The sequence below is a fragment of the Rickettsia felis URRWXCal2 genome (assembly GCA_000012145.1).
GTDB lineage: Bacteria > Pseudomonadota > Alphaproteobacteria > Rickettsiales > Rickettsiaceae > Rickettsia > Rickettsia felis.
Genome location: CP000053.1, coordinates 1324724 through 1347883, shown reverse-complemented (window position 1 = coordinate 1347883; position 23160 = coordinate 1324724). Strand labels below are relative to the sequence as shown.

Genomic DNA, 23160 nt, shown 5'->3' with positions numbered 1-23160 from the left:
TCGTCAAAATTTTCAATTTTTCCTCGCAATGACGAGAGTACACAAGAATGACATAAAAACCAAAAAACTACTATGTCAAATTTAAAGCAATTAAGAACTAGAATTAAAAGCGTTAAATCTACACAAAAGATTACTAAAGCAATGCAACTAGTATCAGCTTCTAAAATGGCAAAAATAAAAAGTCAAATAGCCAATTCAAATTTTTATATTGAGGCTATTAGTAAAATGATGTCCGATATATTATCAATTGATATGTATGAGCTATCCATAGAAGAGCAGAAATTTTTTAATACTATACCGAATAAAGCAAATTTATTGATAGTTATGGCATCACAGCGTGGTTTATGCGGAACGTTTAATTACAGTATAATTAAGCAAGTTAAGAATGATATTAAAGAGTTAGAAAATAAAGGCGAACAAATAAAGCTTATCATTATAGGAAAAAAAGGTTACGAAGCATTAAAAAGGCAATATGCAAATTATATTGATAGTTATTTTGAGTTACCTAAAATTCATGATGAAAACCTGATGCTGCAAGTAAAACAAAAAATTATGTCGGCGGTAGAAAATTTGGAAGTTAGTAATTGTGTTATATATTTTAATAAATTTAAGAACGCAATGACTCAAATTATGACTAGACAACAGATTTTACCGATAGAAAAATATCATGATGATTCTAAGGTAGATGATGATTATTATGAATACGAAGGAGAAAATCTAATTTCTAACTTGATTAATTTATATGTTAATTCCCAAATAAATTATGCTTTACTACAAAGTAGAGCAAGTGAAGAGGGAGCTAGAATGACCGCTATGGAAAATGCAACAAATAATGCTAATGATTTAATAAGTAAATTAGTTTTAAAGCTAAATAGATCAAGACAAGCTATTATTACTACGGAGTTGATAGAGATTATAGCCGGCTCTGAGGCAGTCTAGTTTCCGTCATTGCGAGGAGCGAAGCGACGTGGCAATCTCGTCAAATCTCCTGAGATTGCTTCGTCGAAACTTGCAGTTTCTTTTCGCAATGACGTTTTTTATAAGAAACATTATCTTAAAAGAAAAAATTATGACAAAAAATATCGGTAAAATTACTCAGATTATTTCAGCGGTGGTGGATGTAAAATTTACGAATAACGGTGAGTTACCGGAAATTTTAAATGCTCTAGAGTGCTATAACGATAAACAAAGGATAGTGCTGGAAGTAGCACAACATATAGGCGATGATACGGTGCGTTGTATTGCTATGGATTCTACCGAAGGATTAGTGCGGGGTGTAGAAGTAATAGATACAGGCAGTCCTATTCGGATTCCCGTAGGTACTGAGACGCTTGGGCGTATTATGAATGTTGTAGGTGAGCCGATTGACGGTAAAGGAGACATTAAAAGCTCAAATATTTCTTCTATATATAAGTCTGCTCCTGATTTTACCAACCAGTCAACCGAGCGTAATATATTAGTAACCGGTATTAAAGTTGTTGATTTACTTGCTCCTTATACTAAGGGCGGTAAGATAGGATTATTCGGTGGTGCAGGTGTAGGTAAAACCGTGTTAATTATGGAGCTTATTAATAACGTAGCTAAGGCACATGGCGGTTATACCGTATTTGCAGGAGTCGGTGAGAGAACTAGAGAGGGTAATGATCTTTACCATGAAATGATTGACTCCGGTGTGATTGACCTTGAGAAACCGGAAAATTCAAAAGTAGCTCTTGTTTATGGACAAATGAACGAGCCGCCGGGAGCAAGGGCAAGAGTTGCATTAAGCGGTCTGACCATTGCGGAAAGTTTTAGAGATATGAATGAGGGGCAAGATGTTTTATTCTTTGTAGATAATATTTTCCGTTTTACTCAAGCAGGTTCTGAAGTATCGGCGTTGCTTGGTAGAATTCCGTCAGCGGTAGGGTATCAGCCTACTCTTGCTACTGATATGGGAGAGCTACAGGAGCGTATCACCTCTACTAAGAACGGCTCAATAACTTCCGTGCAGGCTATATATGTACCGGCAGATGATTTAACCGATCCTGCTCCTGCTACTTCTTTTGCACATTTAGATGCTACAACAGTACTTAGCCGTCAGATAGCCGAGCTTGGAATTTATCCGGCAGTTGACCCGTTAGATAGTAATTCTCAGGTACTTGACCCGATGATTGTCGGTGAAGAGCATTATAGCGTAGCAAGACAAGTGCAGCAGATTTTACAAACTTATAAATCGTTGCAGGATATCATCGCTATTTTAGGTATGGATGAGCTATCCGAAGAAGATAAGCTAACCGTGTCGCGTGCTAGAAAAATACAGCGTTTCTTATCACAGCCTTTCCATGTCGCTGAAGTATTTACCGGAGCTGAAGGCAAATTTGTTAATTTAGCCGATACTATAGCAGGCTTTAAAGGGCTTGTAGAGGGTAAATACGATGATTTACCAGAAGCTGCTTTTTATATGGTCGGAACTATGGACGAGGCTATTGAGAAAGCGAAGATTTTGAAAGGATAAATGTAACCATAATCGTCATTGCGAGCAGCCGTAGGCTGCGTGGCAATCTCATGAAATAATAACGAATTCCTGAGATTGCTTCGTCAATTATTTCATAATTTCCTCGCAATGACGAAAAATACAATAAGCCCATGAACGAAACAATTTTAGTCAAAATAATTACTCCTTTAAGTATTGCATTTGAAAAGCAAGCTAAAATGGTAACAATGCCGGGTGAGGAGGGTATGTTTGGAGTGCTGCCGAATCACGCTCCGATGATCGTTAGTTTAAAAGCCGGTTTAGTACAGGTTTATATAGATGATATATACAACCCACAAATTACTTATCTTGTTTCCAGCGGTGTAACCGAAGTAACGGGAAGTTATGTTAATATAGCAACGGAAACTGCTATTAACGTTACAAATTTAAATGAAGCAGAAATAGCAACTAAGCTTCTAGAACTTCAAAAACCTTTATCAGAACAACATTAATTTGTTTTAAAAATCTACGTTTTGGGATAAGGTTATTTTAATGTCATTGTGAGGCTTTTTCCCGTCCTTGCGAGGAGCGAAGCGACGCGGCAATCTCGTCAAACATCCTGAGATTGCTTCGTCAATTACTTCGTAACTTCCTCGCAATGACGGTTTAGCCCACGCAACCTACGGTTGCTCGAGATGACGATGTTCATTCCACATAATCAAGTGAGAAACAAATGTCAAAAGTGCATAATTCAGAATATATAAAAGAGTTATCAGTCGATAATACTTCCTACAAAATTTACGATATAAATAAAGCGGCAAGCGATATCGAACTTCCCTTAAAAAAGCTTCCATATAGTTTAAGAGTGTTATTTGAGAATGTATTACGTTCTAATGGTTCAAAGCAAAACTTACTTGTTTTTAAAGAATGGCTAAAAACTAAAGAATCTGATGCGGAAATAGATTTTATGCCGGCAAGAGTTTTGATGCAGGATTTTACCGGTGTGCCTGCTATTGTGGACCTAGCTGCTATGCGTGATGCGATGAAGAAAATAGGAGGCGATCCGTTAAAAATTAATCCGCTTATTCCTGTTGATTTGGTAATAGACCATTCCGTAAGCGTTGATTCTTATGCAGCTAAAGATTCATTCGATAAAAACGTGCAAATGGAAATGAAACGCAATATTGAGCGTTATCAGTTTCTTAAATGGGGGCAGCAGGCATTTAATAATTTTAAAGTAGTGCCGCCTGGTACGGGTATTTGTCATCAGGTAAATTTAGAATATTTAGCAAAAGTCGTGTGGCATAAAGACGGACTTGCTTACCCTGATAGTTTAGTTGGAACTGATAGCCATACAACCATGGTAAATGGATTATCGGTGCTTGGTTGGGGAGTTGGCGGAATAGAAGCAGAAGCTGCAATGCTTGGACAACCTCTTACTATGATTCTACCGGAAGTAATCGGTGTAAAACTAACAGGAAAATTAACAGGTATAGCTACCGCAACCGATTTAGTGTTAACCGTTACCGAGATGTTGCGGAAAAAGAAAGTAGTAGGTAAATTTGTTGAGTTTTTCGGTGAGGGACTAAAAAATCTAACGATTGCCGATCGTGCTACCATTTCTAATATGTCGCCTGAATACGGTGCTACTTGTGGCTTTTTCCCGATTGACCAAGAAACTATAAAATATTTAGAGCTAACAGGTAGAGAAAAAACGCAAATCAAATTAGTAGAAAAATACGCAAACGAGCAGAATCTTTGGTATGATTTTGAGCATGAGGCAGAATATACCGAAATTTTAGAGCTAGATTTATCTATGGTACATAGCTCGCTTGCCGGGCCAAGACGTCCGCAAGATAGGGTAGATTTAAACGATGTAGCAAATAATTTTAAACATGAATTACCGAATTTCGGTATAGAAAATAAAGACATTGATAAAAAATATGCCGTAGCAAATCAGAATTATGAAATCGGTAACGGCGATGTGGTAATTGCAGCAATTACTAGCTGTACTAATACTTCTAATCCTAGCGTGATGATTGGTGCAGCACTTCTTGCTAAAAAAGCACTAGAACATGGGTTAAAGGTAAAGCCTTGGGTTAAAACTTCTCTTGCTCCTGGCTCAAAAGTCGTAACAGAATATTTGAAGCTTAGCGGTCTTGATAAATATTTAGATGAATTAGGGTTTAATCTAGTAGGTTACGGCTGCACTACTTGCATCGGTAATTCCGGACCTCTAAATCCGGAAATAGAGGAAACTATTAACAAAAACGGGCTAGTTGTTGCTTCTGTTTTATCCGGTAATAGGAATTTTGAAGGGCGAATTAATCCACTTACTAAAGCAAGCTATCTCGGCTCGCCTATTTTAGTTGTAGCATATGCACTTAGTGGCACTCTTAATATAGATTTAAATAATCAGCCTATAGGAAAAAATATTTATTTAAAAGATATTTGGCCAAGCAAAGAAGAGATAGATGAAGTTATTGCAAATTCAATTAATTCCTCTATGTTTATAGAAAAATATTCTGATATATTTAGTGGAACGAAAGAGTGGAAAGATTTACAGATTACAACTAGCTCTACTTATAACTGGAATAAGAACAGTACCTATATTAATAATCCGCCTTATTTTGAGGATATAGGCAGCAAGAATAATATAAAAGATATAAAATCTGCAAAAATTCTAGCAATTTTCGGTGATTCTATTACTACCGATCATATTTCGCCTGCAGGAAGTATTAGTAAAACCAGCCCTGCTGCTAAATATTTAACGGACAATCATATAGAGCCTCTAGATTTCAACTCTTACGGGTCACGTAGAGGGAATCATGAAGTGATGATGCGTGGCACATTTGCTAATATCCGTATAAAAAACGAAATGTGTAAGGGAGTAGAAGGCGGCTTTACTATAAACCAATTAAGTAGTACGCAGCAAACTATTTACGATGCGGCTATGGACTATAAAGCTAATGATGTACCTGTAGTGATTTTTGCCGGTAAAGAATATGGTAGCGGTTCGTCTAGAGATTGGGCGGCAAAAGGTCCGCAACTGCTTGGAGTAAAGGCAGTGATTGCCGAGAGCTTTGAGCGAATACATCGTTCAAATTTAGTTGGTATGGGTATTTTACCGCTAACTTTTACCGGCAATAATACAAGATTAGATTTAAAGCTAGACGGTTCAGAAACTATTGATATTATAGGCTTAAGTGAACAAATAAAGCCTTATAATCCTGTTAAATGCATGATAAAAAAACAAACTGGCGAAACAAGAACAATCGATTTAATATTGCAAATATTTACGGATAATGAGATAAATTATATAAAGCACGGCAGTATTATGCATTTTGTGGTAGAGAATTTGAAGGGGTAGTTTTGTCATATCGTCATTGCGAGGAAATTACGAAGTAATTGACGAAGCAATCTCAGGATATTTGACGAGATTGCCACGCAGCCTACGACTGCTCGCAATGATGACTTGGTATCCATGCAACAATGCTACGTGGCACGACATAAAGAGGTAAATAAAAATATGGACAAACATCTTAAAGAATATACCGAGAGCGGTAAGAAAAACTTAATTGTAGTATATATATTATATTTATGCGGGGTAGTAGCACCGCCATTGCCTCTAATTGGGGTAGTTTTTGCTTATATTAATAAAGACAAAGCCGATAATTTTGCTGCTAGCCATTACGTATTTCTATTCCGTACTTTTTGCTTTGCAGCGATTGGATGGGTTATATGTTTTACAGATATTTGGATAGTATTAGATTTTGCCTTAGCTATTTGGTATATACTTCGTATTGTCATCGGTTTTAAATATATGATAGAGGATCAGGCATACCCAAACCCTATGACTTATTGGATAAAGTAAAAATGATAAAGCTGAATATAGACGGCTCTGAAATAGAAGTATCAGAAGGTAGCACCGTTTATCAAGCTTGCACACAAGCAGGCAAAGAAATCCCGCATTTTTGTTATCATGAGCGTCTAAAAATCGCCGGTAATTGCCGTATGTGTTTGGTTGAAATGGAAAAATCACCAAAGCCTATAGCTTCTTGTGCAATGCCGGTAAGTAACGGTATGGTTATTCACACTGATACGCCTATGGTGAAAAAAGCACGTGAAGGGGTGATGGAGTTTTTACTTATTAATCATCCTCTAGATTGCCCTATTTGTGATCAGGGCGGTGAGTGTGATTTACAGGATCAGGCTTTTAGATACGGTAAAGGTACTAATAGATTTCATGAAAATAAGAGATCTATCAAAGATAAATATATGGGGCCGTTGATTAAAACAGCGATGACTAGATGCATACAATGCACTAGATGTATTAGGTTCGCCAATGATATAGCCGGGATAGAGGAAATGGGAGCTATCCATCGAGGTGAGCATATGGAGGTAACTTCATATTTAGAGCAAACACTCGATTCCGAGATGTCCGGTAATATGATCGATATTTGTCCGGTTGGTGCTTTGAATTCTAAGCCTTATGCCTTTAAAGCACGTAAATGGGAATTAAAACATACCGCTAGTATTGGTGTGCATGATGCGGAAGGCTCTAATATTCGTATAGATAGTAGAGGCGATGAGGTAATGAGAATATTACCTCGTGTTAATGAAGAAATAAATGAGGAATGGCTTTCTGATAAAAATCGTTTTAGTTATGACGGTTTGAAATATCAACGCTTAGATCTCCCTTATATCAGAAAAAACGGTAAGTTAGTAGAGGCTAGTTGGAGCGAAGCTTTAAAGACGATAGCAGATAAAATTAAATCCGTAAAACCAGAGAAAATTGCTGCTATTGCCGGTTCTCTTGTGTCTGTTGAAGCAATGTTCATGCTAAAAACATTACTGCAAAAGCTTGGTTCTAATAATTATAGCGTTAATCAGTTTGATTATAAATTTGATACCACGCAGCGAGGAAACTACTTATTTAATACAACTATTGCCGGTGTAGAAAAGGCTGATTTATGTTTACTAATCGGAGCAAATCTAAGGCAGATAGCTCCAGTATTAAATAGCCGAATAGGGCAAAGAGTGCGTGCAGGCTCATTAAAAGTGGCAAGAATAGGTGAAGGACATAACCAAACTTATAGAATTCAGGATTTAGGAAGTGATATTAAGATTATTGAGGAGCTAGCTATTGGTACTCATGAGTTTACGAAAGCCTTAAAAGCAGCAAAATATCCGATGATTATAGTAGGTGACGGCGTATATGCAAGAGATGACGGATATGCTATATTGTCGCTTATTCATAAGATAGTGGCTGAATATAATATTATGCGTGATGACTTTCAAGGCTTTAATATGCTGCATAATCACGCTTCTATAGTCGGCGGTCTTGACATCGGTTTTAATACTCCTATTAAGCTTGAAGAGTTAGAACTCACTTACCTACTTGGAGCTGATGAACTCCCATTTGATAAGCTAAAATCGGCTTTTATAATATATCAAGGACATCATGGGGATTCAGGTGCTGCGAATGCTGATGTAATTTTACCTGCGGCAGCTTATACCGAGCAGAGCGGAATTTACGTAAATTTAGAAGGAAGACCTCAAATAGCAGAAAAAGCAGTAGCACCTGTGGGCGTAGCTAAAGAAGATATAGAAATTATTAAAGAGCTTGCCGGTTCTCTAAAAATAGATATCGGGATGGATAATTTGCAAGAAGTAAGAGTAAGGCTTGCTAAAGAATATAAGATATTTGCTAATATTGATAAAATTGTAGAGAGTAAATTTGCTAAATTTAGCTTTAAAGATAAGTTATCAAAAGAGCCTATAACTATGGGACCTATTAATTATTATATGACTGATGTAATTAGTAAAAACTCGGTTACTATGGCTAAGTGTGTAGAGGCTAAGGAAAAGAGAAATGAGAGGGCGGCATGAAGAGTCGTCATTGCAAGCAAACGCAAAGAGCGTGGATACCTAAACCGTCATTGCGAGAAGAATTACAAAGTAATTCGACGAAGCAATCTCGTGCCAAAGTCCTGAGATTGCCGCGTCGATGCTTCGCATCTCCTCGCAATGACGGTTGTATGACAATTAAATAACATTATGACAGAACTCTTTTTTGAATATATTTTTCCGTTAATTATCATCGCTCTAAAGGTGGTGGCGATCACTATACCTTTAATTTTATGCGTTGCGTATTTAACATATGCAGAACGTCGTGTTATTGGATTAATGCAGCTACGACGTGGACCGAATGTCGTTGGACCGTTCGGGCTTTTGCAACCTATTGCTGATGCGGTTAAGCTTTTATTCAAAGAGCCGATAATTCCAACCAATTCCGATAAAATATTATTTATTTTAGCACCGATGATAACTTTTATATTAAGTTTAATCGGCTGGGCAGTTATACCTTTTGCAAAGGGTGTAGTTCTTGCAGATATTAATGTCGGTGTTTTATATATTCTTGCTATATCCTCTTTAAGCGTTTACGGCATTATTATTGCCGGCTGGGCAAGTAATTCAAAATATGCTTTTTTAGGAGCTATACGTTCATCTGCTCAAATGATTTCTTATGAAGTATCGATGGGGCTGGTTATTATTACCGTGCTACTTACTACCGGTACTCTCAATTTAAGTGGGATTATTGAAGCCCAAAGAACGATGCCATGGTGGATTGATTTAATGCTACTACCTATGGGTGTCGTATTTTTTATCTCGGTGCTTGCCGAAACAAATAGATTGCCTTTTGATTTACCTGAAGCAGAATCGGAATTAGTAGCCGGCTATAATGTTGAATATTCCTCTATGGGATTTGCTTTATTTTTTCTAGGTGAATATGCTAATATGATATTAGTTAGTGCAATGACTACGACTTTCTTTTTAGGAGGTTACTTACCGCCCTTTAATATATCGTGGTTAGATTTTATTCCAGGGTTCTTTTGGTTTGTATTTAAGGTCGGATTCTTATTATTCTGCTTTTTATGGATTAGAGCGACTTTGCCGAGATATCGTTATGACCAACTAATGCGTTTGGGGTGGAAAGTATTTTTACCTCTAACTTTATTTTGGGTGGTGTTAGTGTCGAGCGTGCTTGTTTATACAGATAATTTGTCGAATGTTTAGATATCCTTGTCATTCCTGCGAAAGCAGGAATCCAGCAAAACATATAAAAACAAGTTTTTATATGTTTATTTTGTTAAATATATAATTTTTGTACCGCCACTATATGTTATTTTTGTGGATTCCTGCTTTCGCAGGAATGACATAGAAGCTGCAATAATGCCATCGACCTTTAATATATAATTTTTATGATAAACTATTTAAAATCATTTTTTCTATATGAGATAGTAAGGGGAATGGCTTTGACTTTAAAGTATTTCTTTAAGCCCAAAGTTACCATAAATTATCCTTATGAAAAAAGCCCTGTTAGCCCTAGATTTAAGGGCGAGCATGCACTGCGTCGCTATGAAAACGGTGAAGAACGTTGTATTGCTTGCAAGCTTTGTGAGGCAATTTGTCCGGCACAAGCGATAGTGATTGAAGCGGACGAACGAGATGACGGCAGTAGACGTACCACTCGTTATGATATAGACATGACAAAATGTATTTATTGCGGGTTATGCCAAGAAGCTTGCCCTGTAGATGCGATAGTTGAAGGTCCTAATTTCGAGTTTGCAAGCCTAACTCATACGGCACTTATTTATGATAAAGAAAGATTACTGCAAAATGGCGATAGATGGGAGCAGGCACTAGCTAGTAAATTACATAAGGATTACGAGTATAGGTAATATACTCGCTTATCGACTGTTCATTTATACTGAGAAATTATGTTTATAAAACAGATTTATAGTATGGTAGTTTGCTTTGTTACTACTATAGTTTTATTGATAACGCTCTCTATTACATTTAATGCATTCATTACATTATTCCTACCGGAATATACTAATAAAGAAGAACTCATAAAATATAGTACTAATGAGCAATATTTAAAGCTAAAATCATATGATAAGGATTTTTATATGAACAATTAAGAGTTTTGCCTCTAAAAGAGCTAGAAGAAAAGAGAATTAGTTATAGAAATGAATATATAGAAGTTACTAAAGCACGTGCTGTAAGTACAATAATTAATTGTTCAATTTGGATTATAGTTAGTCTTATATTTTTTATTGTACATTGGAAGATTTATAAAAATACGCAAAACAATAATAATTAAACAAGCTGCAATATCTGTGCGGATTTTATAGAACTTTCTAGATGAGAGGATAGAAGGACAATACCTCCGCTATTTGCTTTCATAACAATTAAATTATTTAGCAAATCTCTATTTTCTTTGCTTAAATTAGTTTCAACTTCATCAAGTAGCCATAAGTCAGATTGGCAGGCAATAAGTCTTGCTGCGGCTACGACTTTCTGCATTCCGCTAGATAAACTATAGCATTTTTCATCTAATAAATCTTGTAATTTAAAGTAATGAATAGCGGCGTATAGAGTTTCGCTAGAATTATAAATTTCCGACCAAAATTTTAGATTCTCCAAAACAGTCATTTCAAGTTTTAGTCCCAAATTATGACCGATATAAGTGCAGTAAGGTTTAGGGATATTGTTGATATTATTATTTTTATAGTAGATATTACCGCTATTTGGTTGCATAATTCCTGATATCATTCGCAGTAGCGAGCTTTTACCAGAGCCATTAGCTCCTTTTATATAGGTGATAGAAGAAGGAAGAAAAGTAATATTTAGATTAAATAAATTTCTTTGTTCTATATTAAATTGTAATTGATGAAGTGATAGCATTTTCTTTTGCCATGTTTTCCCGTCGTGCGGATACTGAAGATCGTCATTGCGAGCAGCCGTAGGGCTGCGTGGCAATCTCATGAAATAATAACAAACTTCTGAGATTGCTTCGTCAATTACTTCGTAATTTCCTCGCAATGACGATTATTATATAGGTTATCAAAATTTTACCAACAAACTTTCTACCGATAAACGAAATACGTTTAAAATAGAACTGGGCATTAGACCAAAGTAAATAATCAATAATATTAAAGGGGCTATTGAGATTATTTCATATTTATATAAATCTCTGAAATGCATAATTTCTTTATTGGTAATTTCACCAAGCATAACTTCTTTATATAATTTCAGCATATAAACTGCCCCAAGGATTATGCCGAGAGCCGCTATAAAGGTTGCTATTACGTTCACCTTATAAATCCCAAGCAAGCTTAAAAATTCTCCGATAAATCCGCTAGTTCCGGGTAGCCCAACAGAACCAAGCATTGCAATCATAAAAAATGTGGCAAGCACAGGCATTTTACTTGCTACACCGCCGTATTTGGCTATTTCTTTAGTGTGTAATCTTTCGTACAAAGTACCGACTATTAAGAATAAGCATGAAGAAATCACACCGTGGCTAAGCATCTGAAATATTGCTCCGCTAACTCCGGCTTCAGTAAAGCTAAAAATACCTATCGTAACATATCCCATATGTGCAATTGATGAATATGCTATCATCTTCTTCATATCTTTTTGAGCAAGAGCAACAAGGGACGCATATATTATTGCAATAACGCTAAGGTAAATTACGTAAATTGCAAATTCTTGTGATACACTCGAAAATAGCGGTAGTAATACTCTTAAAAAACCGTAGCCGCCGAATTTTAGCAAGATACCGGCAAGTATAACAGAGCCGCTGGTTGGAGCTTGTACGTGTGCATCGGGTAACCAAGTATGAAACGGAATTATAGGAATTTTAACGGCAAAAGCAATAAAGATAGCCCACCATAAAATTTGCTGAGTAAATAATGGAATATTACCGGTAAGTTCAGGAATATAGGTTAAATCAAAATTATGAATTTTGCTATAAATATATATTAATGAAAGTAGAAAAAATACCGAGCCGAAGAAAGTATATAAGAAGAATTTAAGAGCTGCATATATTCTATTTTCGCCGCCCCATACACCGATAATAATATACATCGGCACTAATATTGCTTCAAAAAAGAGATAGAATAATAATAAATTTACTGAGGTAAATGCTCCTATACAAAAAGACTCCATTAATAAAAAACATACTAAATATTCTTTAATATATTTTTTAACGGTAAATAAGCTTCCGATTATACAAATAAGAGTAAGAAAAGAAGTTAGAGCCACAAAAAATATCGATATACCGTCAACACCAACATGAAATTCAAGCCCGATTTTATCAAGCCAAGCGTAGCGTTCAATAAATTGATAAGCGGGGTTTGAGGAGTCAAACTCTATTAAAATATAAATAGTTGAGATGAATGTTAAAACAGAACTAAGTACTGCAACATACATTACATATATCGCTTTATCTGCCTTTTTACTTTGACTAATAAACAGCAAAATATATAACACGCTTATTAGCGGCAGGAAAATACTGATAGATATAATAGGTAATTCTAACATGTTATTTTAAGATTTTATGGGTTTCTTCCGTCATTGCGAGCGGTCGAAGACCGCACGGCAATCTCATGAAATAATACTTCTGAGATTGCTTCGTCAATTACTTCGTAATTTTCCTCGCAATGACGGTTTTAGTTTTTAATGCCAAGTATACTAACCTTTCCAAACGAAGACGCTAATTACAACAACAATAAACGATACAATATACAAAGCATAATTAAAAACATATCCTGTTTGTGTTTTACCGGTAAGAACGCTAAAGCAATTAACGACTCGTGAAAAACCGTTTGGTCCAAAACGATCGATTATTTTCTGATCGCCAAGATAAAATAAAGAAGCTAAACAGTTAATAGGTTTTACAATTAAGAAATTATATATTTCGTCGAAGTAATATTTATTGTGTAATATATTGTAAACTAAATTAAACGGTTTACTGGATTCCCGCTTTCGCGGGAATGACATAGAAGAAGGCCGGAATGACATAATAGTACTTGAGTTATATACGCAAATCCCGATAACAATCCCCATTATGCCAACTGCCATAGGTAGTAGCTTAATATATAAAGGCGGGTGGCTAATTAGTAGTTTATAAATATGTAAATTAAATAGACTTTCATGGAAATAGCCGTTTGGTTTGTCCATAGAAAGTAAATAATAACCGATCATACCGCTAAAAAAGCTCCCAGCGACAAGCAATATAAGGGGGGTATTCATTATTTTAGCCGGTTCATGGGCATGCTCAAAAACATCTTTTTCTAGCTTAGTTTTACCATAGAACACAAGCATAATAATCTTCATTGAATAAATAGCAGTAAGTATTGCTGCCGCTATCCCAAAAATGAACATAAACGAGCCGCTACTATAGGCTGCTTCTAAAATCGAATCTTTAGAGTAAAACCCTGCCAAAGGATAAATACCTATCAATGCAAGTGAGCCGATTAAGGAATTTCCGTAAGTTACCGGCATTTTATTTCTTAAATCACCCATTTTAAAAATATCCTGCTCATGAACTGCATGTATTATACTGCCGGCTGATAAGAATAATAAGGCTTTAAAAAAGGCATGAGTTACTAAGTGAAATATCCCGCTATTATAGGCAGATACCCCGCAAGCCATAAACATATAACCAAGCTGGCTACAGGTAGAATAAGCAATAATCTTTTTGATATCGCTTTGCATAATAGCAATGCTTGCGGCAAAAAGACAAGTAACACCACCTATTATTGTAATAAACTGTAGAACTAAAGGGCTATATTCAAACAAATACGAGCAGCGTGCTACTAAGAATACTCCTGCCGTTACCATGGTTGCCGCATGAATAAGTGCAGATACCGGAGTCGGTCCTTCCATCGCATCAGGCAGCCATACATGTAAACCAATCTGTGCAGATTTACCCATACAGCCGATGAATAATAACAAGCAAATAACATCTAGAATAGAAAATTGTAAAAATATTTTTGTATTAGATAATAACTCTGCAGATGAAAATACATCTTTGTAATTTGCCGAACCACAATAAACAATAATCGTTATTATGCCTAAGATAAAGGCAAAATCGCTGGCTCTATTAGTTATAAAAGCTTTAATCGCTGCTTTATTGGCGGATTCTTTTGAATACCAAAATCCGATTAGTAAATATGAACAAACCCCGACGCCCTCCCAGCCGAAAAATAATTGTAAAAAATTATCTGCGGATACTAGCATTAACATAAAGAACGTGAATAACGAAAGAAAAGACAAGAAACGTATAATCCCCTTATCCTCCGCCATATAGCCAAGCGAGTAAATATGCACGACGCTTGACACCCATGTTACGGCTATAAACATTATGCTAGTGAGCTGATCGATATAAATCGACCAATTTACTTTAAAATTTCCAACCTCAATCCATGGTAATAATTTAATATGGATTATATTCCCGTCTAGACCCGCATCACAAAATATTACTAATGAGAATAAGGCAGATAAAGATAAGAAGCCGGTTGCAATTATTTGAGCTAATTTTGTATCTATTACTTTTAAGAATAACCCGTTTATTACGCTAGATGCAAGCGGTAACATGATAATCATTATGGCAAGATTTTGATACATCTTATCCCCTCATCTGATTAATGTCAGTGATTTCAATTGAGCCTTTATTACGGAAATATATTAGTAATATCGCAAGACCTATTGAGGTTTCGGCAGCTGCTACGGTTAAGATTATAATGCTAAAAATTTGTCCTGATAATTCTTGCATATATATGGAAAATGCAACAAAATTTATGTTAACTGCAAGCAGCATTAACTCAATGGACATTAATATATTGATAATATTTTTGCGATGCATAAATAATCCAAACATCCCAATAGTAAAAACTAAGCTGCTTAAGATTAAATAATGATTAAGCGAAATATATTCATTCATATTTAATATTCTCGACACCTTTATTTAGAGTAGGCTTTGTCATCAATACAACATTACTTTTATTATGGGAGAGTTGCTTTGTAATATCTTGATGTTTTACTCCTTCACGCTTCTTTAGCGTTAATGTAATACATGCAATCATAGCGACAAATAAAATAAGCCCCGCCATTTGAAACGGTAGCATAAAATCAGTGTAAAGCACCTTACCTATTGCTTTAGTATTTGAGATATCATTTGTTATGGTAAACGATACATCTGAAATGAAATTAATATTTTTAGTACCAAGTAAAATAATTGTTACTAAATCAGCAAACATTATTAGAGCTATAAAACTACTTAAAGCAAGATTTTCTTTTAACTGTGTTATTGTCTTATTAAAATGCATATCTAGCATCATTATCACAAATAAGAATAATACTGCTACAGCTCCAACATAAATCACTATCAGCATCATAGCTAAAAATTCTGCTCCAAGCAAAATCATAAGTCCTGCACCGTTGATAAATGCAAAAATTAACCATAATACCGAATATACGGAATTTTTGCTTAAAACAACGCATAAGCTGCTGATAGTTATTAATGTTGCAAATAAATAAAAAAATATGAACATGAGTTATTATGCTTTAGAATTTCCTTGTCATTGCGAGGAAATTACGTAGTAATTGACGAAGCAATCTCAAGAGTTTGTTATTATTTCATGAGATTGCCACGCTCCTTTCAGTCGCTCGCAATGACGAAATATATATTACACCAACAAAGCGTTAGAAGAAAATTTCTCGATCATTGGAGTAAATAAGCTTTCTAGTTCTTTGCGTATTTCTTCCTTGTTTTCTACTTTTTGACCTTCTTTACTTAAAGTTAGCTCGCCTTTTTCTACATGACCAAGTACGGCCCCTCAATAATTGCTTTTTTATCATGTTTACCATCCATATATCTAAGTGCAAACTTCTCAAAGAAATTAACGCCGATAGGTTCATGTTTTAAATTTGTAACCCACATAGAAGGTGTATGAGTTGCTTGATGTATCACCATTTTTGTTGTTTTAGGCTTATCAAGCTCAGGGTTATTTCGATGCTTCTGATTTGTAATACTAATATAACCTTGTAGTACTAGCTTCATTGCATTATTTAAAAGCTCAGCTTTAATTTCGTTTAATTTAGTACTATGTAGCTTTTTATTGGCTTCAGAGGTTATTTTCTCAAAGCTTAACGGATTATTTAGATTCTCGCTGAAAGTGTATAAAATAGCTTTCATGTAAGGCGAACTAGTTGTTAAATTAGAATCTTTATTACCGTTTAAGAAGAATTTTAAGGCTTCGGAAGCATTATTAAGATCTACTTCTTTAATCGGCTTTTCAGGCACTATATTAAAGATCATATTAAATTTCGTTATATCATCATTATTAATATTTCTATTAATTTTCATATCACTATGACATAGTAAAGTGGTTCTAAAACGACGATTCGTAATGAAATCCATATATTGTTCAGTTCTAACTATATCGTTCACCGCTTTTAACTGCTCTACTACTTTTAGCGGCATATTACCAAGATACATAGTCGAAAGATTACAATCGGCTAAATATTGTAAATTGTGCTTTCTTGCTTCATTCATAAATTCATGGAAGTAGAATTGAGCATTTTCTTCTTCTAGATGATCATGACGTAAATAATGATCGGTTTGTTTAGCAAGCAGCCCTGCTTCGGTTTTTAATACTTCTGCATAAGGAGTTTTAGAATTTTCTAAGCTATCCTTAACAAATTCTAGTAACAATCTAGATTGAGCTATTCTATCACGTACATTTGCAAATGAGCTAGAATGATACATCATCATATCTCTAATAGTACGGACCATATTCCAGCCAGGGAGGGTATTATAGCTAATATATGCTATTCCGTTTGGACTAAGATTTTTATTACAAACTTCAAAAATTTTATCTCTAACGGTTTTTGGTACCCAAGAAATTACGCCATGGCAAATTATATAATCAAACTTACCGAAAGAATCATCAATATCGGTTATCGAACAATGATGGAACTCTATATTTTTTAATCCTAGTTCTTTAACATTTTTATTTGCTTCGTCAACTTGTACCTTAGACAAATCAACCCCAACAAAATGAGCTTTTGGATAAAGAACTGCATGTGGTATTAAATTACCGCCCGCTGCACAACCAAGCTCTAATATTTTTGCATTCTCGACTTCAGGAGCATTCACACCGAAAAGAGTTGCAAGTGTACTTAAGTGATAAGGATTTGTAAGAGCATATGGGTAGCTTTCATACGGCACTTCATCATAAGTATTATGATTTGAAACCGCACCATTCAGAACAGGCTTGGTAGTTTTTACTGTCTTATCATGACCGTTAGGGGTAGAAGAAGAGTTAGTAGCTTTTGAGGACATATTTTTTCCTTATATAGTTGATTTTCGTATGTATCATAACATCATTGCGAGGAGCGAAGCATTGTTGCAATCTCGTCAAATATCCTGAGATTGCGGACGTACAATTGCTATGCAATTTTCTCGCAATGACGTTGACGATGCTTTCATATAAATATTTCACAGAATTCTTAAAATGGCAATCTATAAGTAAATCCTACACCAAATTCTCCAACGGCTATAGTTTTTTTGATAGGAATTGCCGGCACGAATTGTCCTGTTTTCATATCAAGCGTATCATAATTAATTCTTACTCTATATGCCGTTTGTAATTTTGCGGTTGCATCAATACTTAAATTTGAAGTTACATCTTGTGAAACTCCAAGACCTGCTTGCCACGCAACACAATTTTTATGAGTTCTTCTTACTTTAAAATAATCACCATTTATAACACTCCACTTAGAGGAGGTAGGCTTAACTTTTACTTGTGCTATTCCACCTCCAAGTATTACAAAAGGCGTGAAAGTTTTTATTTTTTCTAAATCATAAATAAGATTTAGCATATATATATTTGATAATACTTTAGTATTACCCGGGGTTTTAGGAATAGTGAGACCATTACTTAAATTTTGCTGAGGTAATACGTAATGCAGACGATATTTAGGTTGATAAGTTGCTGAGAATTCAATAGCTATCTGTGGATATATTATATAGCCTATTTTCCCGCTATACATGCTTGATTTTTTTAAAATTATTTCGGTATTTGAGTGTTTATGTCGGAATTTACTAACGACCGGTTCAACTATTCCGCCTTCTGCTCCTATGTAGAACCCTGTTTCTTTTGCAAAAGCAATGTTATTAAAAATGATGATAGTAATAAAAAATAATTTTAGTAATTTAGTCATTATAATTGCTTAAAAAATAAAAAAATATTATATACCCCCTTTATTAATGGTCAATCATATTTTTTCTAATTATGGAAGCAATTATACCAAATAGTAATAAAGTAATAGTTACAATGAGCGAAACATATGCCGGAATTGCTATATAATGATGAATAAATATTTTAAATCCGATAAATATTAAAATTAAAGCCAAAGAATATTTTATATAACTGAAACGTTCTACAATTTCTGCTAAACAAAAGAATAACGCTCTAAGCCCTAAAATAGCAAAAATATTTGAAGTATAAATTATATAAACATCATTAGTAATTGCAAATATTGCCGGTATACTATCTATGGCAAAGACTAAATCTATTGCCTCTATCAGTACTAGAGATATAAAAAGGGGGGTAAAATATAGTTTATTGTTACGTTTAACAACAAATTTATCCCCTTCAAGATTAGGAGTAATATTTAGATTTTTTACTATTGACTTGTAAATATAAGAATTCTGTATATCAAAAGTTTTATGTGATACATAAAAAGTTTTTATACCGGTAGCAATAAGTATTACGGCAAAAATATATAATAACCAGGCAAATTTATTTATAAGAATAGTACCGCCGTAAATCATTATGGCTCTGAATATTATTACGCCTATTATACCAAAAAATAAAACACGATGTTGATATTTCCCGGGAATTTTAAAAAATTGAAAAATAATAGAGATAACAAAAATATTATCAAGGGACATAGCTTTCTCAATGAGAAAGCAAGTATAATATTCACGAGCATGTTCTGCTCCCGTATTATAGTAAAATAGATACCGAATAAACAAGCTATTACAAAATAGAAAAGACTAAAAAGTACGCTTTCTTTAAAGCTCATTACGGTATTTTTTTTGTGTACTATTCCCAAATCGAGAACCAGTAAAGCAGCGATTACCGTATAAAAAATAATCCAACTCATTTATTTATCTCTTCATTTTATATTGCATGTGGAAATATAGTCCTCCACCAAACATAACTCTTAGCTGGAATCTGATAGTATTTTCTCCTTGTTTTAAATAACGCTTTATATCAATCGGTAAATTCTTAGCTTGTAATGCTTGACCTTGGTCATTTCCATTGTTACAGTACCTTTTTTCACCTAGAGAATTAACGTCAGTAGGGAGGCTAAGTAGCTTTTGACCGTTGACATATATTAATGTGCAATCATCATACCATAAATCTTTTACTTCAAAATACTCAATATCGTCCATTATTGCATCTAAAGTTACTTTGAATTCTACAGTATGCAATATTGTATTGTCCAGTCTATTTGTTGCATCTATAAATGCCCCATCCTTTGGAAATGCCATAATGCTTCCCTGCGGCACCGGTTTTTTGTTTAAGATATAGTCACCTATTTTAGTTACCGGGTTATAAGGAGTCTCAGGTAATTGGCTTGATGGAAAGTCGTTATAACCGACTTTTATAGGCAATCCTGTAGATTCTCTACAACCGACATTTTGACCTAAAGGTTCAAATTCAACAACTTTTCTATCAAAGTATGATAAACAATGGCGTTCTAAAGGTTTACTAGGATCAATAACTATCCAATTCGTCGGGCATCTTCCTATTGCAAGTTCTCCTATATCGCTTTCATCCCATTCTGCATTACCGTGGGTGCTACCGGAAGGAGCATCAGCTGTGCTAGGAATTTTAGCACAAGTAGGTACTAATATAGGAGCACAAAGATCTAGCTCTTGCCAAGTTTTATCTCTTACATCCTCAGTCTCAGCTTTATATGTCGGTTTAGGAGGAGTGTTCTCATCTCCTGCTGTATATGTCACTGTATAATATTTTGATTTATCATCTAACGGTACTAATTTTGGTCCTTTGTCAGGTCCTGGCTCGACTCTATCTTTATAATCCCTACTTAAAACACATACTGGAGTATTAGGGCTATTATTATTAGTATAGCAGTTACTTGGAATATTATTTATATTGCAAGCATAAATAGTAATACCTTCCACTGTTTCTTTTAGAGTACAGCTACTTGTATTTATATTTTTGCTGCATAAACCAAGGTTTGGATATTTAAGGCTATATATATTTTTAAAATTCTTACAATTTATAGTATTGTTGTTGTTTAGTTTAGCAAGTACACAATTTATCGAGTTATTATTGTAACCGGGAATAGGTGATCCATCAGGTAAAGTAGGAATCGGCATAGGATTACAATGTTGGAAATTTTTCGGCATCAAGCAGGCATGCGTTCCACCTTGGATATATTTACCGTTTATATATTCTAAATATTTTAAATATACCGCACTTGAGTCAGGTTTTCCATTGCTATCATAAGGTTCTTTATCGTCTTTATATTTACCGTGAATAGTCAACTGATTTAGAGCATTTTCTCCTGAAAACGGCATAGCAATATATTTATCATTTGTCGGATCTTTTGGTGGATCTTTAGGTATAAACGCAACGGAAGAACTATACTTATAACCGGCAAGCATTACTATACTTTCTGTGTCCGTAGGGTTGGGAGGTGGAGGTCCGGCATATGCTAACGGTGTTACAAGAGTGCTTGTTTCATCTATAATGTTAATAGTCCCATCTGTTTGTTTCTCTCTTACTTGCACTGAAGCAATGAATTGCGGTTTATAATAAGCATCGTTGGCATTGTTATTAGTACAGGTAATTCCGGCATATTGTCTTGAACATTCATAAGCAGCTAGACTATAAGAATGATTTACTCTCGGTACGCAATCTATTAAATTACCGGACTCAAATAAGCAAATATTATTAGGGTTTTGCTTATCGTCTTCGGTATTACTAATAGAGACATAAAGTTTTCTATCTTTACCGTTATTGTCTTTTAGGGTGACATCTGTCTTTATAGGTATTAAGCTATTTGTATCTTGCCCTTGTATCTTAGGAAACTTTACGCTTACATCCTTAAATTCGCCTATATTAACTCCCCATACTTTTTGGCATGTAGTTGAACTAGAACTTGGACAGTCCGGCATATCGCTTATGTAGTAATCGCTAGGTGTTTCTACATTTCCAATTTTCTGCGAATATACTATTCTAAATCCCTCATTACAACCGTTAGCTGTAACACTACATGGCGTAGATATATCTGTATTAATACATGGGGTGCTGCCTGAAGTATTCTTACACGATTTAATTAAATCTTTAAAAGCCGTATTAGTATGAGTAATTTTTGCTGAAGAAAAATCTGTATTACGTGGCTCTACACAAGTTTTGAGGTCAGAGTTTGATCCTGTGCAAAGCGGAACAAAATTGCTAAAGCTAACACGTATGGTATTATTAACAATATTGTTTTTAACATTAATATTAGACGGCACTACACACGCCGGACTAGTAGAAGATTGATCAAAATTGCCGCTTGCATCTTTTATGCTACATACATTATTAGCACTAGCATTAATGCTAATATAATCTAAATTTGGGCAATATGGCGGTGGAAAAGGTCCTAAAGGTAATTGTACACAACCAAAAGAATAGCTATCTACAGAACCGTTTAATGCTCCGAGTTTTTCAATAACCGTTATTATTAAACTAGGAAAAAAATTAAAAATCTCTCCTATTGCATCAAGTATTGATCGAAGCACTTTTATAAATTCTGAATCTTGATCTATCATACCAAGAAGCTGCCCTAATAAACTTGGTAAACTTGCTCCTTTTACCGTTTCAACTAAAAATTTTAATACTTTTGCAATAGGACTAAGTTCGTTAGTTTGATGAAGAGGTTGACGATTAGGATTCCAGTCCATCGGATCAAGATGTACCCCGGAATCTGAAACAAGATTAACAAGTCCAGGGTCGCTATAAGCACAAAGTTTAGGAGATTTTAAAGTAACTATTTTTCCGTCTACACCTATTATCTTATTATCAGTTTCTGTATAACCGACTTTATTGAGATGTACTCCATCGGTATAACCCGGATCTGCAGGGGAAGGTGTGGCGTTTATTCCGGGAGGTGGAGGCATATCCGGTACGGCAATTCTAGCACAGACTCTAGTTAGAGGCAGACCGTAACCTGTAGGCCATAATACACATTCTCCATCCCAATTTAAGGTGGAGTTTTGATTCCAACAAGCGGCAGCATTACAGCTTTGAACTCTAATACGAATTTTTGGAGTAAAGTAACTACTATCAGGGGCTTCTTCCGCACATCTATTGAGTAAAAAACCGATAAATGTGCCTGGGTAATCAAATTTTAATAAACAAGTATCACTATCACGACCGTCGCTTTTATTCCAAGGTGGACACAATGTACCAGGTTTAAAAGGTCCTCTTTTTACTTCATTTTTGCTGCCTCTATTCCAAGTTTCCGTTCTATCGCTTTGTCCGCAATTACATGGATCAGTAATACATTTACCTATATCACCCCAAATAGAAGCCTGCACATTAAATGAGAAAAATGAAAATAAGAAAAATAATAAATATTTTTTTAACACTTTGAGTATTCTTTATGTTCGTTGTTTTGTTGTCATTGTGAGAAGGCATCGCCCGCATGGACCAATTTTCCGTCATTGCGAGCGACTGTAAGGAGCGTGGCAATCTCATGAAATTAAAACTAGATTGCAACAAAGCTTCGCTCCTCACAAGGCATTGTTGCGTGGACCAATT

General features: G+C 34.9%; 15 protein-coding genes and 2 pseudogenes. 8 read left to right on the top strand and 9 right to left on the bottom strand.

Annotation, left to right across the window (positions count from 1 at the left end):
- Window positions 1-72: 72 nt before the first annotated feature.
- From atpG to nuoI, 8 genes are all read left to right on the top strand, one after another.
- Window positions 73-939, top strand: a complete 867-nt coding sequence (gene atpG / locus RF_RS06700) for an ATP synthase F1 subunit gamma (RefSeq protein ID WP_011271567.1) — start codon at window positions 73-75, stop codon at window positions 937-939.
- A gap of 130 nt (window positions 940-1069) precedes the next feature.
- The gene (gene atpD, locus RF_RS06695) at window positions 1070-2494 is read left to right on the top strand and encodes a F0F1 ATP synthase subunit beta (protein WP_039595213.1); all 1425 of its coding nucleotides are present in this window, start codon (window positions 1070-1072) and stop codon (window positions 2492-2494) included.
- Window positions 2495-2625: 131 nt separating this feature from the next.
- Window positions 2626-2964 carry a F0F1 ATP synthase subunit epsilon gene (locus tag RF_RS06690; protein ID WP_011271565.1) on the top strand — a complete coding sequence of 113 codons (339 nt, stop codon included), beginning with the start codon at window positions 2626-2628 and terminating at the stop codon, window positions 2962-2964.
- Window positions 2965-3185: 221 nt separating this feature from the next.
- Complete coding sequence (acnA, locus tag RF_RS06685) at window positions 3186-5822, top strand: aconitate hydratase AcnA (protein ID WP_011271564.1); 2637 nt, start codon at window positions 3186-3188, stop codon at window positions 5820-5822.
- Between the two features lie 159 nt (window positions 5823-5981).
- The gene (locus RF_RS06680) at window positions 5982-6326 is read left to right on the top strand and encodes a DUF4870 family protein (protein ID WP_039595212.1); all 345 of its coding nucleotides are present in this window, start codon (window positions 5982-5984) and stop codon (window positions 6324-6326) included.
- A gap of 2 nt (window positions 6327-6328) precedes the next feature.
- Window positions 6329-8344 carry an NADH-quinone oxidoreductase subunit NuoG gene (gene nuoG, locus RF_RS06675; RefSeq protein WP_011271562.1) on the top strand — a complete coding sequence of 672 codons (2016 nt, stop codon included), beginning with the start codon at window positions 6329-6331 and terminating at the stop codon, window positions 8342-8344.
- A 168-nt stretch (window positions 8345-8512) separates the two neighbouring features.
- Window positions 8513-9532 (top strand): NADH-quinone oxidoreductase subunit NuoH, encoded by a 1020-nt coding sequence (gene nuoH / locus RF_RS06670; protein ID WP_011271561.1) that lies wholly within the window; start codon window positions 8513-8515, stop codon window positions 9530-9532.
- 185 nt (window positions 9533-9717) lie between these two features.
- Window positions 9718-10197: an NADH-quinone oxidoreductase subunit NuoI gene (nuoI, locus tag RF_RS06665; protein WP_011271560.1), complete on the top strand. Its 480-nt coding sequence runs from the start codon at window positions 9718-9720 to the stop codon at window positions 10195-10197.
- 421 nt (window positions 10198-10618) lie between these two features.
- Here the strand turns inward: nuoI and ccmA are convergent, their stop codons facing one another.
- The 9 genes and pseudogenes from ccmA to RF_RS06615 form a co-directional block, all read right to left on the bottom strand.
- The gene (ccmA, locus tag RF_RS06655) at window positions 10619-11206 is read right to left on the bottom strand and encodes a heme ABC exporter ATP-binding protein CcmA (protein WP_039595211.1); all 588 of its coding nucleotides are present in this window, start codon (window positions 11204-11206) and stop codon (window positions 10619-10621) included.
- A gap of 159 nt (window positions 11207-11365) precedes the next feature.
- Entirely contained in the window at window positions 11366-12847 is a 1482-nt protein-coding gene (locus RF_RS06650; RefSeq protein ID WP_011271558.1) for an NADH-quinone oxidoreductase subunit M, read from the bottom strand.
- A 150-nt stretch (window positions 12848-12997) separates the two neighbouring features.
- Window positions 12998-14905, bottom strand: coding sequence for an NADH-quinone oxidoreductase subunit L (gene nuoL / locus RF_RS06645; protein ID WP_045820767.1), 1908 nt, complete (start codon window positions 14903-14905; stop codon window positions 12998-13000).
- A gap of 31 nt (window positions 14906-14936) precedes the next feature.
- Window positions 14937-15251: an NADH-quinone oxidoreductase subunit NuoK gene (gene nuoK, locus RF_RS06640; RefSeq protein ID WP_011271556.1), complete on the bottom strand. Its 315-nt coding sequence runs from the start codon at window positions 15249-15251 to the stop codon at window positions 14937-14939.
- Window positions 15244-15861 carry an NADH-quinone oxidoreductase subunit J gene (locus tag RF_RS06635; RefSeq protein WP_011271555.1) on the bottom strand — a complete coding sequence of 206 codons (618 nt, stop codon included), beginning with the start codon at window positions 15859-15861 and terminating at the stop codon, window positions 15244-15246. Before RF_RS06635 ends, nuoK begins: the two co-directional genes overlap by 8 nt.
- 135 nt (window positions 15862-15996) lie before the next feature.
- Window positions 15997-17654, bottom strand: a pseudogene (locus RF_RS06630) (methyltransferase regulatory domain-containing protein).
- A 167-nt stretch (window positions 17655-17821) separates the two neighbouring features.
- Complete coding sequence (locus tag RF_RS06625) at window positions 17822-18535, bottom strand: outer membrane protein (RefSeq protein WP_011271553.1); 714 nt, start codon at window positions 18533-18535, stop codon at window positions 17822-17824.
- Between the two features lie 43 nt (window positions 18536-18578).
- Window positions 18579-19483 (bottom strand): annotated as a pseudogene (locus RF_RS06620) (TerC/Alx family metal homeostasis membrane protein).
- A gap of 4 nt (window positions 19484-19487) precedes the next feature.
- Window positions 19488-22988: a hypothetical protein gene (locus tag RF_RS06615; RefSeq protein ID WP_011271551.1), complete on the bottom strand. Its 3501-nt coding sequence runs from the start codon at window positions 22986-22988 to the stop codon at window positions 19488-19490.
- Window positions 22989-23160 lie beyond the last annotated feature (172 nt).